This window comes from Xenorhabdus taiwanensis, from assembly GCF_036512875.1.
GTDB classification, from domain to species: Bacteria; Pseudomonadota; Gammaproteobacteria; order Enterobacterales; family Enterobacteriaceae; genus Xenorhabdus; species Xenorhabdus taiwanensis.
Genome location: NZ_AP028978.1, coordinates 2041124 through 2057607, shown reverse-complemented (window position 1 = coordinate 2057607; position 16484 = coordinate 2041124). Strand labels below are relative to the sequence as shown.

Annotated in this window: 15 protein-coding genes and 1 pseudogene; 12 read left to right on the top strand and 4 right to left on the bottom strand. The window is 41.6% G+C overall.

The window, feature by feature from the left end:
• Nucleotides 1–13: 13 nt before the first annotated feature.
• The 6 genes from ACE1SE_RS09250 to ACE1SE_RS09225 all read left to right on the top strand — a co-directional run bounded on the left by ACE1SE_RS09250 (nt 14) and on the right by ACE1SE_RS09225 (nt 6070).
• On the top strand, nt 14–766 hold the full coding sequence (locus tag ACE1SE_RS09250) for a cache domain-containing protein (protein ID WP_374050640.1): 753 nt from the start codon (nt 14–16) through the stop codon (nt 764–766).
• 36 nt (nt 767–802) lie between these two features.
• Entirely contained in the window at nt 803–2089 is a 1287-nt protein-coding gene (locus ACE1SE_RS09245) for a 4-aminobutyrate--2-oxoglutarate transaminase (RefSeq protein ID WP_374050639.1), read from the top strand.
• A gap of 91 nt (nt 2090–2180) precedes the next feature.
• Nucleotides 2181–2546, top strand: a complete 366-nt coding sequence (locus ACE1SE_RS09240; RefSeq protein WP_374050638.1) for a DUF805 domain-containing protein — start codon at nt 2181–2183, stop codon at nt 2544–2546.
• 58 nt (nt 2547–2604) lie between these two features.
• A complete protein-coding gene (locus ACE1SE_RS09235; RefSeq protein ID WP_374050637.1) occupies nt 2605–4146 on the top strand; it encodes an NAD(P)/FAD-dependent oxidoreductase in 1542 nt (513 codons plus the stop codon).
• Between the two features lie 380 nt (nt 4147–4526).
• Nucleotides 4527–5306: an AraC family transcriptional regulator gene (locus ACE1SE_RS09230; RefSeq protein WP_374050636.1), complete on the top strand. Its 780-nt coding sequence runs from the start codon at nt 4527–4529 to the stop codon at nt 5304–5306.
• A gap of 44 nt (nt 5307–5350) precedes the next feature.
• Nucleotides 5351–6070, top strand: coding sequence for a transglutaminase-like domain-containing protein (locus tag ACE1SE_RS09225; RefSeq protein ID WP_374050635.1), 720 nt, complete (start codon nt 5351–5353; stop codon nt 6068–6070).
• Nucleotides 6071–6237: 167 nt separating this feature from the next.
• Here ACE1SE_RS09225 and ACE1SE_RS09220 read toward each other — a convergent pair whose 3' ends face one another.
• A complete protein-coding gene (locus ACE1SE_RS09220) occupies nt 6238–6462 on the bottom strand; it encodes an ASCH domain-containing protein (RefSeq protein ID WP_374050634.1) in 225 nt (74 codons plus the stop codon).
• Between the two features lie 213 nt (nt 6463–6675).
• Here ACE1SE_RS09220 and ACE1SE_RS09215 point away from each other — a divergent pair, with 213 nt between their 5' ends.
• Both ACE1SE_RS09215 and ACE1SE_RS09210 read left to right on the top strand, forming a co-directional pair.
• Nucleotides 6676–7077, top strand: coding sequence for a DUF2946 domain-containing protein (locus ACE1SE_RS09215; RefSeq protein ID WP_374050633.1), 402 nt, complete (start codon nt 6676–6678; stop codon nt 7075–7077).
• A gap of 76 nt (nt 7078–7153) precedes the next feature.
• Nucleotides 7154–9157 (top strand): TonB-dependent copper receptor, encoded by a 2004-nt coding sequence (locus ACE1SE_RS09210; protein ID WP_374050632.1) that lies wholly within the window; start codon nt 7154–7156, stop codon nt 9155–9157.
• Nucleotides 9158–9194: 37 nt separating this feature from the next.
• Here the strand turns inward: ACE1SE_RS09210 and ACE1SE_RS09205 are convergent, their stop codons facing one another.
• Nucleotides 9195–9695 carry a MarR family winged helix-turn-helix transcriptional regulator gene (locus ACE1SE_RS09205; protein WP_374050631.1) on the bottom strand — a complete coding sequence of 167 codons (501 nt, stop codon included), beginning with the start codon at nt 9693–9695 and terminating at the stop codon, nt 9195–9197.
• Between ACE1SE_RS09205 and ACE1SE_RS09200 the strand changes: the two genes are divergently transcribed.
• The 3 genes and pseudogenes from ACE1SE_RS09200 to ACE1SE_RS09190 all read left to right on the top strand — a co-directional run bounded on the left by ACE1SE_RS09200 (nt 9681) and on the right by ACE1SE_RS09190 (nt 11380).
• Nucleotides 9681–10415, top strand: coding sequence for a DMT family transporter (locus tag ACE1SE_RS09200; protein WP_374050630.1), 735 nt, complete (start codon nt 9681–9683; stop codon nt 10413–10415). The genes ACE1SE_RS09205 and ACE1SE_RS09200 overlap by 15 nt on opposite strands.
• A 15-nt stretch (nt 10416–10430) precedes the next feature.
• Nucleotides 10431–10754: pseudogene (locus ACE1SE_RS09195) on the top strand (EamA family transporter); the annotation flags it as partial.
• Nucleotides 10755–10783: 29 nt separating this feature from the next.
• On the top strand, nt 10784–11380 hold the full coding sequence (locus tag ACE1SE_RS09190) for an NADPH-dependent FMN reductase (RefSeq protein WP_374050629.1): 597 nt from the start codon (nt 10784–10786) through the stop codon (nt 11378–11380).
• A 194-nt stretch (nt 11381–11574) separates the two neighbouring features.
• Here ACE1SE_RS09190 and ACE1SE_RS09185 read toward each other — a convergent pair whose 3' ends face one another.
• Complete coding sequence (locus ACE1SE_RS09185) at nt 11575–12006, bottom strand: N-acetyltransferase (RefSeq protein ID WP_374050628.1); 432 nt, start codon at nt 12004–12006, stop codon at nt 11575–11577.
• A gap of 456 nt (nt 12007–12462) precedes the next feature.
• Here ACE1SE_RS09185 and ACE1SE_RS09180 point away from each other — a divergent pair, with 456 nt between their 5' ends.
• Nucleotides 12463–15555, top strand: coding sequence for an autotransporter domain-containing protein (locus tag ACE1SE_RS09180; protein WP_374050627.1), 3093 nt, complete (start codon nt 12463–12465; stop codon nt 15553–15555).
• A gap of 88 nt (nt 15556–15643) precedes the next feature.
• Here ACE1SE_RS09180 and ACE1SE_RS09175 read toward each other — a convergent pair whose 3' ends face one another.
• Nucleotides 15644–16390, bottom strand: a complete 747-nt coding sequence (locus tag ACE1SE_RS09175; RefSeq protein WP_374050626.1) for a class I SAM-dependent methyltransferase — start codon at nt 16388–16390, stop codon at nt 15644–15646.
• Nucleotides 16391–16484: the final 94 nt, after the last annotated feature.

Here is a 16484-nt window from a genome sequence, read left to right as displayed (position 1 = left end):
AAGGGGGGGGCATATGTACAACAACATATACGTAGAACGAGCCAAAAATATCCTGAACGATATTCTGGTCGCAGCGCAGCGGGCTACTGCAACTTTAGCCGATAAGACAACGCGTATTTTATTAGAGCTGCCGTTATATCGTACAGAAGGTGTTCGTTTGAAGCAGGAGCAGCGAGATGCATTGCAAAAACATATCCAAGATGTACTACAGCGTAATCATGTTTGGTGTAACGGGGCGGGATTTGCCAGTTATGCGGTACCAAAGACGGTTAGAGAGGAGAATGGTTACTGGACGCTGGAATGGTGGCGTCAGGAAAGGAATACCATTCATTATGCGCAACTGGAGCATAATCAAGAGCAGCACAAGCGTTTAGATTTCCGCTTGTTTGAGTGGTTCCGGCAACCAGCCAGCCATCACCTTCCCGTCATCGATGGCCCTTATGTGGATTATGTCTGTAATGGCGCCTACACGATTACGATAGCCCATCCGGTACTTATCGGTGAGGAATTTGCCGGTGTTGCGGCGGTGGATATTCTGGTCTCGACACTGGATCGGTTACTTCTACCGGTTCTGGGGGCTATCGGTAAGCCTGCATTAATTATTAATGACGATGCGCGGGTTGTGACTTCAACCGTGCCAGGAGTACGTTCTGGTTCATTATTGAAGAACCCAGACGTTAACCGAGCGACCGATGGTGAAGATGGTGAAGCACCTTCACTACGTCTGGTGATCCTGCCGTCATCATTCAGGGCGTTTGTCAGCTGACGCTCACTTATTAAGATTACTCAGGAGTTTTTGTTCATGACTGAATCTATGTTAACTAAAAGGCATAAGGCGGCTATCGCAAAAGGTGTAAGCGTGACCACACAAGTCTATGTTGAACGTGCGGAAAATGCTGAAATTTGGGATTCCCAAGGGCAACGCTATATTGATTTTGCGGCCGGTATCGCTGTAGTAAATACCGGTCATCGTCATCCGTGCGTCATTGCCGCAGCCAGAGAGCAGTTGGAACAGTTTACCCACACCTGTCATCAAGTCGTGCCTTATGAAAATTATATAGCGCTAGCTGAACGACTGAACCGTCTGGTGCCGGGTAATTTTGTGAAAAAGACCGTTTTTGTTACCACAGGGGCTGAGGCAGTAGAAAATGCCGTGAAGATCGCGCGTGCCGCTACCGGACGTAGTGGTGTAGTGGCTTTCAGCGGTGCTTTTCATGGCCGTACCTTCCTCGGTATGTCATTAACCGGCAAAGTTGCACCGTATAAAATGGGATTTGGCCCGCTGGTTAGCGATGTTTACCGGGTTCCATTTCCGGTAGGGCTACACGGTATCAGTGTAGAACAGACACTGAACGCGCTGGAGAATCTCTTCAAAATCGATATTGAACCCACGCGCGTCGCTGCCATTATTATCGAGCCAGTACAAGGCGAAGGCGGATTTTATCCTGCGCCTCCCGAATTACTCAAATCCTTACGCGAAATTGCCGATCGCTACGGTATTGTACTCATTGCTGATGAAATTCAGACTGGTTTCGCGCGTACAGGAAAACTATTTGCTATGGAACATTATGAAATTTCGGCCGATCTGACCACAATGGCAAAAGGTCTGGCGGGGGGATTTCCGCTGGCGGCTGTAACGGGGCGATCAGAGTTGATGGACGCTGTAGTACCAGGGGGGTTGGGGGGAACCTATGGAGGTAACCCGGTGGCGATTGCTGCTGGCCATGCAGTTTTGGATGTGATCGAAGAAGAAAAGCTGGCTGAACGTGCAACACAGTTGGGAGAGCGGCTAAAACAATATCTGTATAAACTGCGGCCACATGTCCCACAGATCGCTGATGTGCGTGGACTTGGGCTGATGATTGCGGTGGAGTTTAATCGTGTGGATAGCCAGGAACCTGATGCCAATTTTACCAACGCGGTGCGCCAGAAAGCGCTAGAGCGTGGACTGATTCTGTTGACGTGTGGTGTACATGGCAACGTAATCCGTTTCCTTCCACCGTTGACCATACAAGATGATGTTTTTGATGAGGCACTCAATATCCTGAAATCTGTGTTGCTCGATTTGAGCTGTAAAGAGGGAAAGTAGGGTATTCTGCCTCTTAACTAGGGATAACTAAGGAGGAATATGCACGTGGCGGCAGGGAGGAACCTGAGCTGGTTCATAAGAGAGGACAATAATGCACTGGTATTTAAATGTATTAAAGAATTATACCTATTTCAGGGGGCGGGCTCAGCGTAAGGAGTTCTGGTATTTCTTTCTGTTTCAGATCCTTGTTGTTCTCATTATTTCTTTCCTGGAGAGGTTGTTTGCTGTAGCCAACCCCGAAATTTATATGGGGTGGTTTAGTGCTATCTATTTACTGATCACATTTTTGCCAGTCTTGGCGGTAAATGCCCGCCGTCTGCACGATATCAATTGTAGTGCCTGGTGGCTACTGTTACATCTTATCCCGTTTGTCGGCACTATTATTTTACTGATTCTCGCCACTCTGAAAGGACCGGCTGGCAGCAATAAATACAATTCAAATAATCGGATTCACTAACAGGGAAATACCCTAGACCAGGCTAACGGATAATTTCCGATCATAAAGGAGTGCTGAAATGGCAATGAACAGAAGAGATTTTATCTCTACTGCCGCAATCTTCACAGGGGCGGGAGTATTTTCATCCATATTTCCCACTACATCTCTGCTTGCCCAGACTTTAACTGCGGTCGATGCTCCGGTCATCAATATTAACCAACTCCGGCCAATGCTGTTGCAAGATGCACAATACAAAACCAGCCGGTTGGGGTTGGATCCGCGTATTTGGAATTGGCATAGAGATATGACTACCCACGCCACGCCCGCCAACTACTATGAGGCTTCCCTGGCCGATTGGCCGGCTTTTGGAAGCTTTTCCAGAGACCAGAGCTGTGAGGTAGTAGTTATTGGCGGTGGATTGCTGGGCGCTTCCACCGCGCTACATCTTGCTGAAGCGGGCGTAGATGTGATTCTGGTTGAAAAGGATAACATTGGTTCGGGAGCTTCTGGCCGTAATGGGGGGCAAATGACCCCCGGAATTGCCCGCTGGGAAGCTGAAACCATACTGGAAAAATTTTCATCTGATGAGGCCAAACGTTTATGGCGTTTTGCATCGATTGAAGCGATGACTCTTATAGATGAGCTCCGCGAGCGTTACGGATTTGAATGTGATCGCAAATATGGTCATATTACTGCAGCGATACATCCAGGTCATATGGGGTCATTGGTTGCTAATGTTGATGCCCGGCGCCAACTGGGAGATAGGGCAGTGAAGGTTATTGGGCCACACGAATTACAGGAAGAGTATGTGTGTTCAAGTATCTATCATGGTGCCAATATCGATAGCATAGGCGGACAGATTCAGCCTCTGGCGCTACTGCGAGGCTTGATTTATGGCTTTGTCAGACTAGGTGGCCGAGTCTATGACAGTACAAAAGTGAAAGGCACTAGACAGGATGCCAGCAGCACGGTTATAGAAACTGAGCGGGGAGTTATCAGAGCGAGTAAAGCTGTGGTACTGGGAGTACATGGCTCCACCGATGAGTTTATTTCCGGCCCTTCTACTACAGTACCTTTTTTCACCTATGTAGCGGTAACTTCGCCGTTGCCGGTGGATATCAAAGAACTTATTCCGTCAGATCTGCCGGTCTACGATACACAGTTACAGATAGACTATTATCGCGCGGTGCGTGACAATCGTCTGCTATTCGGTGGACAGGGCACTGGAAACTCCTGGTCACCGCGTGATGTGAATAACTACTTGCTTGATCGTATCAGAACCGTGTTCCCGCATCTGGAAAACCCTGAACTGGAATATTCCTGGGGTGGGATCAGCGATTTGACCTTGAACGGTGCCACCGATGCCCGTAAAAGCGATGATAACATTCCTGTGTATATGGTGCATGGCTGGAGTGGACATGGAGTGGCGCAGACGGTACGCATTGGCAAAGCCATCAGTGACGATCTCATCGGACGTAACAACGACTTTGCTATGCTTACCAGAATCGACCACATGAGAATTCCACTAGGTTCTTATCTCTCTCCAATGGCTATCCCATTAATTAAAGGCGCTCTGGGAATAATAAGTACACTTAATCCGGCAGACATGGTTTCGTTCTGAGTGGCTGGTTTCCATTAGCCGAAAGACCATTATCATGTACACTATACTACCACTAATGTTACTCCTGCCGTGCAGGGATGCGTTTTCCTGACAGGAGTGCCGCAGCTTCATTGCAACGCAACTTTGCTATTACATGATATATTCGCACAATCTATATTATGTTAAATTGGATTTCATTTATTATCATTCAACATGCCAGCACAGCATCTGTAATAATGAATGCAGGTGCATCAAGCCATTCGTAAATGCGAAGATCATGCGGTACTCTTCCCCTTTTCAAATATCGCGACTCCATTTTTAGCAGCAGAATTATCAAAATGGACAGAGGGCAATAACAACTTTTGGTAAGGTTCACTACTGTACATATATAAGGAGGAAAGATGTTAACCAATGCAGTCATTGCGGAAGATCATCTGTCATTGCTAAGTGAGAATATAAGTACATCAGCTCATCGCCATGCTTTTTTACATCTGATTATATCTCGAACTCATCAGCCGATTGCTATAAACATTGAAGAGAATTCTATTGTCAGTAAAGCTATATTAATCAATAGCAAAGTAATGCATACAATTTCTCTAGTTCAACAGCCATTTTGGTTAATATTAATTAATCACACTTCATCACTAGCATATTGTTTGCAGCATCAGTATTTACCAGAAAAAAAAACCTTTTCTTGTTTTTCTGGCTTCATTTCTGAAGCATTATCTCTTAATGCGACGAATCTTCAAAATGGAACACTAAACGTTTCTCACTATAATACAGTGTGGGAAAAACTACTTGCTATCTTAGCAATTAACCACTGTTATCTTCCCCATAAGATCAATGATCAACGTGTTCAACAGGTTCTTACAACGATTTCCTCTACAAATGAACTTCCTACTCAACAAGATTTTCTATTAAAAACTATTTATATATCTAAAAGCCGCTTATCACATCTTTTTACAAATATGACCGGCAGTAGTTTAAAAAGTTACCTGCTCTTTCAGCGTCTGATGCGTGCTCTTTGGCTGATCGCACAAGGCAATCGCATCACTGATGCCGCACTCCAATGTGGGTTTGACTCCCCTTCTCATTTATCTGCCACATGTCGGAAATTAATGGGAATTAAACCAAGTTTTGCTAAACATGTCAGCCAATTTTTGAAAGTTCCAGAGGAATAAATATCCTACATTGTTATTTACTCAACTAAGGTAGGAAAATAGTGATGAATAGATATTTAGCAGAAACACATTTGTTAGATTTTGAGGATGAAAACATCCAGAAATTAATTGAATCACGCCATTGGCGGATATTACCTGAGAGTGAGAGAGTTAAGTCTGTTTATGATTTTGTCCGTAATGAAATTAAATTTGGTTTTAATGAAGATGACTCATTAATTGCATCATCAATATTAAAGTCTGGTTATGGCCAATGTAATACAAAATCTATCTTATTTATGGCACTGTTGCGCGCACTTAAAATACCCTGTCGTTTACATGGTTTTACAATCGATAAAATCTTACAAAAAGGAATTATGAATGGAGTGCTATATGAACGGATGCCTAAAGAGATTTCTCATACTTGGGTTGAAGCCTATATAGATGGACAATGGCATAACTTTGAAGGAATTATTCTTGATTCTCTTTACTTGTTGGCATTGCAAAAAAAATACGCAGATCATAATGGAGTGTTTATCGGTTACGGTGTAGCCATTGAAGAGTTACAAAACCCACCGGTTGAATGGAACGGTAATAATGATACCTATATCCAACGTGTAGGAATTATACAGGATTTTGGTTTATTTGATGACCCTGACAGCTTCTTTGCCAAACATTCACAAAAACTCAGTAATGAAGATAAAGCACTATTTGCCAATAAATTACGCCATCAAATTAACGAGAATATTGCTAAAATTCGTCAGCAGAATTTTAGTGAATTAAAATAATTATCTTTTTCATAAAAGACAGAAGAATTTTCTGTCTTTTATGTCAGTTTTTGTGACTGTTATTTTTTATCAAAAAAAACATATTGCTATCTGTAGATATAATTTCTTCAATGATTTTTTTTAAATTTAAAACCGCAATGTTGCGGCAATAATAGGTAAGATAAAATCTATGAAGAAATATTTTTGACGATGTTTTCAATTACCTTAAATTCGATCACAACAATTTCCATATCTGGTGAAAACTCCCCTATCCTCTCAAAAAAACGTTGATGTTCTGCTTGCCAATGAAACAAGCTCCTATCTCCCTCACCTTCTTTCCATGCCAGTTCATCATGCATGGAAGGAGAATCACCAAATACCCAATGCCCTGATATAACTTCATTTGTTTTCATATTATCTTTCAGATGCTCTTTATGTGAGTTTGGATGGTTAGGATACCACCCATAGAATAAGTTAATAATGAAAGCTGTCATAAGTTCGATGAGTTTACTTACGTAGATGAAACCAACAAAATTTAGTTTTTATCCAAAAAATACTTTAACAACCCTCACCTAAAATGCAGTAAGATTAGCCCTCAATCGTAGAAATTGATCCGGATTATTAGCTTGTTATCGCTTTTTCGCCTCTCACAAAGCCGAACACCTGCCATCATCGCCTTACTGGCGATTTTGATGTTGTTCATTGCACCGGTGGTATCAAAAACACTGGAGCGCTACCGTGAAGGGATAAAAAGTGAAATAAACCACTGCATGTCTGTATCCGATATGCCATCGACACACATGATGAATCATCATAGTGTGGATCATGTCCATATGGGCTTGATGGATGATATCGCTTGTGGTTACTGCCAGCTTCTGATTAATCTGCCATTATTAGCGGGTGGCTTTGTTCCTTTCATTCTACTGACATTAATTGTGTCTAGGGCTCCACCAGCATCGCGCTTCTTTGGCCCAATTATTCGACTGTTTTATGGCGAATCACAACCACGCGCCCCACCCCTTAATTAGTCTGCTTGAAATAAACCATTTTATTTTCTTTGTCTTACACAGCTTGTAAGGCTAATTGCTAATTAAGGGATTTTTTATGTTTACTACACAATTATTTCGTATATCACCGCTGACAGCAGCTTTGGCTATCGCGTTCACTATGCCAACCACTGCTTGGGCTGCCAGTATGGAACAACATACTAAAGAAACACGCATTGCCTATAATCACGATAATGAAACTGTGATCACTGTAACTGCACCGGCAGTTTCACCACTTGAGATAGCTTCTTCACTAAAAGCCCCTCGCCAACCAGTGCCTGCCAGTGATGGTTCTGATTACCTGAAAACCATTCCGGGTTTTTCACAGATCCGTAACGGTGGTACTAATGGCGATCCTGTATTCCGTGGTATGTTTGGTTCTCGTCTGAGAATGTTAATTGATGACAGTGAAATACTGGGCTCTTGTGGTGGACGTATGGATGCGCCAAGTTCTTATATTTCACCAGAAAGTTATGATGTTTTGAGTTTAGTCAAAGGCCCACAAACCGTACTCTGGGGGCCTGGTAATTCAGCGGGAACTATTCGTTTTGAGCGTATTCGCCCTCAGTTTGAACAACTTGGCACTCAAGGTAATTTCAGTACAGTGATTGGTTCTCATGGTCGTTGGGATGGTAATGCTGATCTCAGTATTGGCAATGAATTGGGTTATATCCGTTTGATTGGCAATAAATCTCGTTCCAATGATTATAAAGATGGTGATGGCAAACGCGTTCCTTCTCGCTGGGATAAATGGAATACCGATATCGCCTTGGGCTGGACACCTGATGAAAATACATTACTGGAGTTAAGCGCTGGACAAGGTGATGGTGAAGCACGTTACGCCACGCGAGGTATGGACGGCTCTCAATTCAAGCGCAAAAGTTTTGGTGTGCGTTTTGAGAAATCTAACATTGGCGAAGTGTTTGACAAATTCGAATCCAATTTTTATTACAACTACACCGATCATGTGATGGATAACTATTCCATGCGTCATTCAAAAATGAAAATGGCCTCAGAACCCGCTCGCCTGACAATGGGTGGCCGTATGATGGGAACCTGGGTGTGGGAAGATTTCAAGTTACAGAGTGGCTTGGATATGCAAACTAATATTCACCGTACCAATACCGATCGTAAGATGGCTGAAGCTGAAAGAAATGGCTGGGTGAAAAATGTCCGTTTCCGTGATTACGGTATTTTTGGTGAATTAACCTGGGATGCAACTGCACAGAATAAAGTTATCGGTGGTGCGCGATTAGATCGTGCAACAGCGTATAAATATACTACTCAACAAGAACGTAAAGAAACCCTGCCTGCTGGCTTTATTCGGCTCGAACATAACCTGAAAGAGTCTCCTGTGATGCTCTATGCCGGTATTGGCTATACCGAGCGTTTTCCTGATTACTGGGAGCTGGTTTCAGGTAAAGCGGGCAACAATGCTTTCACTGATATAAAACCAGAAAAAACGACCCAGTTGGATATCGGTGCACAATATAATGATAACCGCCTTAAAGGTTGGATATCAGCGTATGTGGGTAAAGTGAATGATTTTATCCTGTTCGATTATCGCAATAAGAATGCGGTGGCCGGTAACGTGGATGCCACCATTATGGGCGGAGAAACGGGGATCGCTTATAAGTTTAACGAAAATTGGAAAACCGATGCCAGCCTAGCGTATTCCTGGGCGCAAAATAGCACTAATCATCGTCCACTGCCGCAGATCCCACCTTTGGAAGCTCGTTTCGGCCTGACCTGGGAACATGGCGACTGGACCAGCAGCGGTTTGCTGCGTCTGGTAAATAGCCAGCACCGAGTGGCAATCAATGAAGGTAACGTTGTAGGCAAAGATTTTGATCGTAGCAAAGACTTCGCCATTCTATCTGCCAATACAGCCTATCAGGTGACCAAAAACGTTCAAGTTAGTGCTGGTATTGACAACATTTTTGATAAAACCTATAGCGAACATCTTAACTTAGCGGGGAATCAGGGCTTTGGTTATTCCGGTAATACAGCAGTGAACGAGCCTGGGCGTACTTATTGGGCAAGAGTTAATATTAAGTTCTAATACTTTTATTCTCAGACCTGTCTCGCCCTGATTTATGTCAGGGCGAATCGCTAGCTGACTCATTATCCAGCAACCAATGCCGCAATAGTGTTGCAAGTTGCTCTTGTTGAGTTTTGGTCAGTGGTTCGAGGATGGTTTTTTGGTTCTCCAAATGGCTTTCCACTGCTTTGTCTATCAATGCTTTTCCTTCTGGTGTCAAAAAAACCTTGCAGCTACGTCGGTCTTCTTCGTTAGCGATACGCCCAATTAATCCTCGCTGTACCATATGTTCAATACGAGTGCTCATTGCTCCAGAAGTTAGCATAACGGATTGATATAGCTCAGTAGGTGTAATTGGTATGTTGTTACGTCGTAGTGTCGCAAGGATATCAAACTCTATGGCACTTAGGTCGTGTTCTTTGAAAGCATGTTGCAAGCGTTGTTCAATAATTTTGTTTATGCGACATAACCGCCCAATGACGCCCATTGACGCCGAATCAAGGTCTGGACGCTGTTGTTCCCACTGTATCAGTAATCGGTCAACGTGATCGTATTTCATGCTTTTTCCCTATCTATTTATTTCGACAAAAAGATACTTGATAAAAATCAATTAGGCTATTATTTTAATTTATCTTTACGTAAAGATACTTTTTTTGATGATATTTTAAAGTTGATAATTACTAAAAGAGATGATTTGGGTGAAAAACGAACAACCCAGAAGGACAGCCACATGTCAGAAATTAGATCTATCCACAATATGTTACTAACTGCACTAGCCCCAATTGTTTGGGGAAGCACTTACATTATTACGACAGAAGTATTGCCACCCAATATGCCTTTGCTAGCTTCTACCGTTAGAGCGTTACCCGCTGGTATATTATTATTGTTGATTTGCCGTACCATGCCCAAAGGAATTTGGTGGTTACGTATTATGGTATTGAGTTTACTTAATATCAGTGCGTTCTTCTATTTTCTCTTTGTTGCGGCGGGATATCTTCCAGGTGGAACGGCATCATTAATCACGGCTTGCCAACCCATAATCGTTATATTGTTAAGCACTTGTATATTTAAAACCTCTCTCACAATAAAACACATTATTTCAGCGATCTTGGGAATTATTGGGATCAGTTTATTAGTATTGAATTCAACTACCCGTCTAAATTGGCAAGGAGTTATTGCAGGTTTCGTAGGATGCAGTTGTATGGCTTTAGGCGTTGTACTTACTAAATATTGGAACCGTCCCACCAATTTATCATTACTCAGTTTTACCGGCTGGTAATTAACTCTCGGAGGATTAATGTTATTGCCTATCGCTATTTCAATAGAGGGTTTACCACAACATCTTACCGTAACCAATATTCTCGGCTATGGCTATTTATGTATAATTGGTGCGGTATTTTCTTATATTATTTGGTTTCGAGGAATTGAAATGTTACCTGTTGTAACAATCTCTTTTTTGGGATTTCTTAGTGCTCTATCTGCTTGTATTTTAGGGTATTTATTTCTAAATCAAACATTTTCCTTGCCACAAACATTCGGGGCATGCACGATCATTGTCGCTGTTTGGCTTTCGATTCCACGAAATCAGATAGAAAAAACCAATAATCCTACAGTTTAATTAGCTATTAAGAAATAACAGGAAAATCAATGAAACTTACTATAATTTCAGGTAGTCAACGCCCAGATTCTCACAGCCAACGTGTAGCTCGTTATTTGCAAAAATTAAGTAGCGAATATGGATTTACTGAGATCGAACTTCTGGCTCTCTCCAATGTAGAATTGCCACTACATGATGGTTATACAACAGATATATCAGCGGAATCTCATCCCTGGCAACCAATTGCACAACATTTAAGAGAGAGTAAGGCATTTATCTTTGTAACTCCAGAATGGCATGGAATGTCAACTCCGGCATTGAAGAACCTTCTATTGTATTGTTCTATAGCAGAATTAGGACATAAACCAGCATTATTGGCGAGTGTATCAAGTGGAATTAACGGTGTTTATCCTCTTTGCGAATTAAGGATGACAGGTTTTAAAAATAATCATGTTTGTTTTTTACCTGACCATTTAATCTTCCGCCAGGGTGAAAATTTGATTTCAAATGATCTGATTTGTAACGATAAGATATTTGAAAACCGTGTTAATTATACACTGAAACTACTTAAATCTTATGCTAAGGCACTGGAGCAAGTTCGTGAAGATGTTGGCGCAGAAAGCGAAAATTATCTGTATGGTATGTAAATAAACAATATTCAGCCCCTTATGCATAAAGCTCGGCTCAAAAGTTTGAGCCGAGGGTATAGATAAACTGTATAAAAATACAGTACACCGTATTTTTGGCACTTTTGTTTAATAACGGAACGTTATTTGCTTTCTTCGTGCTCAATTAGATTGAAAAAGAATCGCACTTATTAATGCAAGCTATTTTTAAGCCTTTAGGATAGTTTCTTTAAGCACATAAAATACTCTTGACATCCAGTGTGTTCATCGACTTCTTCGCTGACAACATAAAATCCTTGTGATAAATAAAACTCGTAACTTGTCTGGTTTTGCTGATAAACCGATAACGTGAGTTCAGTCCTTCTATTTTTGGCATCATTCACTAATGCTTTGCCAATTCCCTGCCCCTGTTTATCTGGTGATACAAAAATTGCAGCCATACTATTTTCGTGAAGTGCATAAAAACCGACAACATTAGAATTTTGTACATAGACATAAACTTCTGAAGCTGGAATATAGATGCTTCTCATGTTTTCTACTTGCGATTGCCAAAATTCAGCCGCCACAAAATTATGAGCTTCGATAGAAGCTTCCAACCAAATAGATAGAACCGTATCCATATCTGCTTTTGTAAATGGTCTGATCACTTTTGATATCCTCGTGATTTACTCTACTTTCGATGTAATATTTTCAATATCCAAGTAAACATTATAAATAGTAACCACCCCACAAAAAATAACAAATTAATAACATTTGATTTGACATGTAATCAATCCAAGTAATGCCAAAATAATGCCATTTCAAAGGGATTTTAAGAAGGGGGATATTATGTATATAATCCACTCATTGTTATAAAATGGTTATAACAAAGTTAAATTTTTTCCTTGCACTTTGGGTTCAATTATTATGCTATAGCAACTTGTAGGCAGAGAATATTTATGGTCTGCATTTTGCTGTAGCTAATCCAAATATAGGTGAATCTCACCATAGCCTACTTGTTATATCTCAATCATCGTCATCGGTTATTAATAAGGACTTTTCAAGGAGCAATGTGCCAGACAGCGAATTGAAAGTTGACAATTTTTAAAAATGGAACCTCTATTATGAAAAAAAACAATTCGGTACGACCGATTTTTCTGTGGATGACATTATTTTTTGGATTATTACCTGTCAGTGCTTCAATGGCTACTGAATATCAGGAACAAGGTAAAAAAGGCTCACCAGATAGTTGGTTATCAGATGAATTTAATCGTCAATGGGGATTAGCCGCTATTGGTGCTCATTATGCCTATGCTCGTGGTTACACAGGAAAAGGCATTAATGTTGGTGTATTGGATGAAGCCGTTACTAATCATCCTGAATTTTCAGGCAAACTGAAAATTCTGAGCCCAAATGATACCTGGAACTATGATAAAGATTCTTACACAGGAATTATCAGCTTTGGGGCTCACGGTAACCATGTTTCTGGGATCATTTCAGCAAACCGGGACGGCAAGGAAATGCATGGTGTAGCATTTGATGCAGGTTTGATTACAGGGAAATATTTACAAAACCCGTATAACCGTACAGAAGTCATGATCCAAAGCAACGCACGTGTCATTAATAATAGCTGGGGTGTTCGCCCCTCCTATGAAACTGATGAGAATGGTAAGCCTAAGCGATGGGAAAATGGGACGATCAAGTATTACTCCGTCACACTGCAAGATCTCATTAATTATGTCACACCAATTAAAGATGATTTGGATCGGTTAAGCCGCTTTCCAATTCCAAAACTCGATGATTATACAACGAGAACCGCAGGCCTATTGCGTGCAGCACGTCATGGAAAATTAGTTGTTTTTGCTGCGGGGAATGCAAATAACTATAACATTACCTGGTTACATGCGGGTATGCCCTATTTCTTCCCTGACGCATTGAAAAACTACCTCAGCGTTGCCAACCTGACCAGAGAAAACGAAATTAACGTTTCATCAACGCGTTGTGGTTATACTGCCAGTTACTGTTTGTCGGCACCAGGCACAAAAATTTATAGCAGCACGGGAAAATTCGTTTCTAAAGTGAATGGAAAAATTGACGAAGATGCTTTTCAAGATGGTGAGCTGACACTTGATCCTACCTATGATGCCTACACAGGTACATCAATGGCATCACCGCATGTGGCTGGCGCCGCTGCCGTCTTGATGCAACGCTTCCCCTACATGACTGCCGGGCAGATCGCAGATGTCCTTAAAACCACGGCAACCGATTTAGGTAAGCCTGGATTGGATGAGATATATGGTTGGGGAATGCTGAATCTGAAAGATGCTATCGATGGTCCCAAGATGTTCATCACCGAAAAGGATATTCCGAAGAAATACTATATTCCAGGGTCTTATTCTGAAACTCAATTTATCGCCAATATTCCAGGCATTGGTGGCATAGTTGAGAAAGGTACTACTGTAGAACGAGTCTGTAATAGTATTGAATGTGCTTATGACAGTTGGGGTAATAATATCTCCGGTCATGGTGGATTAACGAAAATAGGTAACGGTATACTTGAACTGGCCGGTAAAAATAGCACCTATAAAGGGCCAACTTTGGTCGAACAAGGTCGTTTATTGGTTAGCGGCTCCATAACTTCAGATGTTACTGTGCAAAATGGTGCTACTCTTGGAGGGGATGGTACAGTCGGTTCAATCATGGCCAACTCCGGTGCCAGTATTGCACCAGGCAGCTTAAGTTCTAACTCTGCCAGTTCTAGCGGTACGCTGAATGTTGCTCATGATGTTACTTTCCAAGCGGGTTCACGTTATCTGGTAAAAGTTGCACCAAATAGCCAGGGATATAGTGATCGCATTATCAGCGATGGTCTGGCTACACTGAAAGGTGGTGAAGTGCAAGTCACTCTGGAAAACAGTAGTAACCTGTTATCGAAGCAAGAAGTTCGTAGTTTGCTTGGGCAACAATATAATATTCTGCAAGCAAATCGTGGTGTCAACGGCCAGTTTACTACCGTAGCGCCAAACTATTTGTTTATTGGTACTGAGCTTAGTTACCAACCTAATTCCCAATCTAGTTCTCGATCTCATCAGGTAATGTTGGATATAAAACGTAATTCCACCACATTTGCCAGTTTAGGAATGACCGCTAATGAACGTGCTGTGGCTAGTGCGGCTGATAAGCTGAGTTTGGGACATCCAGTTTATGAGAGTATCTTGATGTTTGATACAGCGGTGCAAGCCAGTCAGGCATTCAAACAACTCTCTTCCGGTCAGATCCATGCTGATATCGCAGCGGCACAAATCAATAATAGCCGCCATCTGCGCGATACGTTAAATACCCGTTTGCGTCAGGCTAATGGTGGAACCATTGAACAGGATATCCAAGTTGACAGAAATGGTGCCTGGGGACAAGTTATAGGTAACTGGCAACGTGCTAATGGCAACAGTGAAGTCAATGGTTATCGTGTATCCAACTATGGCGTGTTATTAGGAGCGGATAAAGAGTTGAGTGATGATTGGCGGCTTGGTGTTGCTACTGGATATACCCGCTCTTCTTTGAATGGTGGATATAACACTTCAGCACGCAGTAACAATTTCCATTTGGCGCTATACGGTAGCAAACAGATTGATGCTTTGGCATTACGTGCCGGTGCTACTTACAGTTGGCATCGTTTTGATACCAAACGTTCGGTTGCTTTTGGCAGTCAATCCGACCGTCTGAAAGCGAAATATGGTGCTCAAACTGGTCAATTGTTTACTGAAGCAGCTTACAGAATAAATACTTCCTGGCTGAATCTGGAACCATTTACCAACCTGTCTTATGTTAATTTCCGTAATGAAGGCATTAATGAACATGGTGGTGGCGCTGCATTGAATGGTAAGAAACAGTCGAAGAATGCCACCTTCTCCATATTAGGTTTACGTGTCGATCAAAAATGGCAGACTGAAAAAGAAATCACTATAGGTGCATATAGTGAATTGGGTTGGCAACATCAGTTTGGCAGTGTAGATCGGGGCACTAAATTAAGTTTTAGCAATAGTGATGCTACGTTTACTGTCAACAGTGTTGCAGCCGCACGTGATGCTGCTGTAATTAAGGCAGGTACAGAATTGGAAATTAATAAAAATACTAAACTGTCACTAGGGTATAATGGTATCTTATCAGGCAGTCATAAGGATAATGGTGTATTCCTGAATGCCAATTGGAAATTCTAGTCAGTAAAAATAACATATGTTCCTGATAGCAAAAACTCACTGCCAGCAGTGAGTTTTTTTATGCCTTGAGATTTTTGTATCTATATTCTCATTTATTTTTGCTTACGATAAAAATCATTTCTTCTGACTGATCATGATAAGTTTCTCCTTGCCAGTTACCGAATACATTTGTTGCAACTAAATTCGAGTCAGCTAATGCTTGCTGGATCTCAGCAAAACTGGCAAATGTAATTGCTGAAAATGCCTGGTATTCCTGTTTGTTGTTTAAAATTTGATAGTAAGTGCCATAAGTAACAGTAGTATTGTTAACTCGATAATCATTCCATGCCAAGACGGAGCCGAATGTTGGATGGATAAATTCACGTTTAGAATCTGCTTTTGTCCAAGTCAACCACTCTTTTACTAAAGGATTACGGCTGTCAAAGATACACAATCCCTCTTCTGTCAGGTGTTCATAAATCCGTTTAAGTACCGCAACTCGATCCTGATGAGTTAAGAACACCTGAAAAACGTGGCCAGATAAAATGATTAAGTCGAATTTCTGAAATAATGCCAACTGCTTAGCATCGGATTGCACCCAAGTGATTCGTGATCCTGCTGATTTTGATTTAGCGATATCCAACATGGAGCTGGCAATATCACAACCAAATACCGCTTTATCGGGATAAGTGAGGGCAATTTTATTAGTGAGTGTTCCAGTGCCACAGCCTAGATCTAAAACCGCATGTGCATTTTTAGCAAGTCCGACATAATAATCGTAATCTGGTCCCCATTCGTTATCAAAATCATAAAACTGAGCTAAGTTGCTGTCTTGGTAGAGTCTATCAATTGCCATATTAAATAGTCCCTAGTATCTTATTTAATATCATCATACTGATTTCCCCCTGTTTCTCGTTTTTTTCATGCTATCGCTTCACCTTCAATACTCA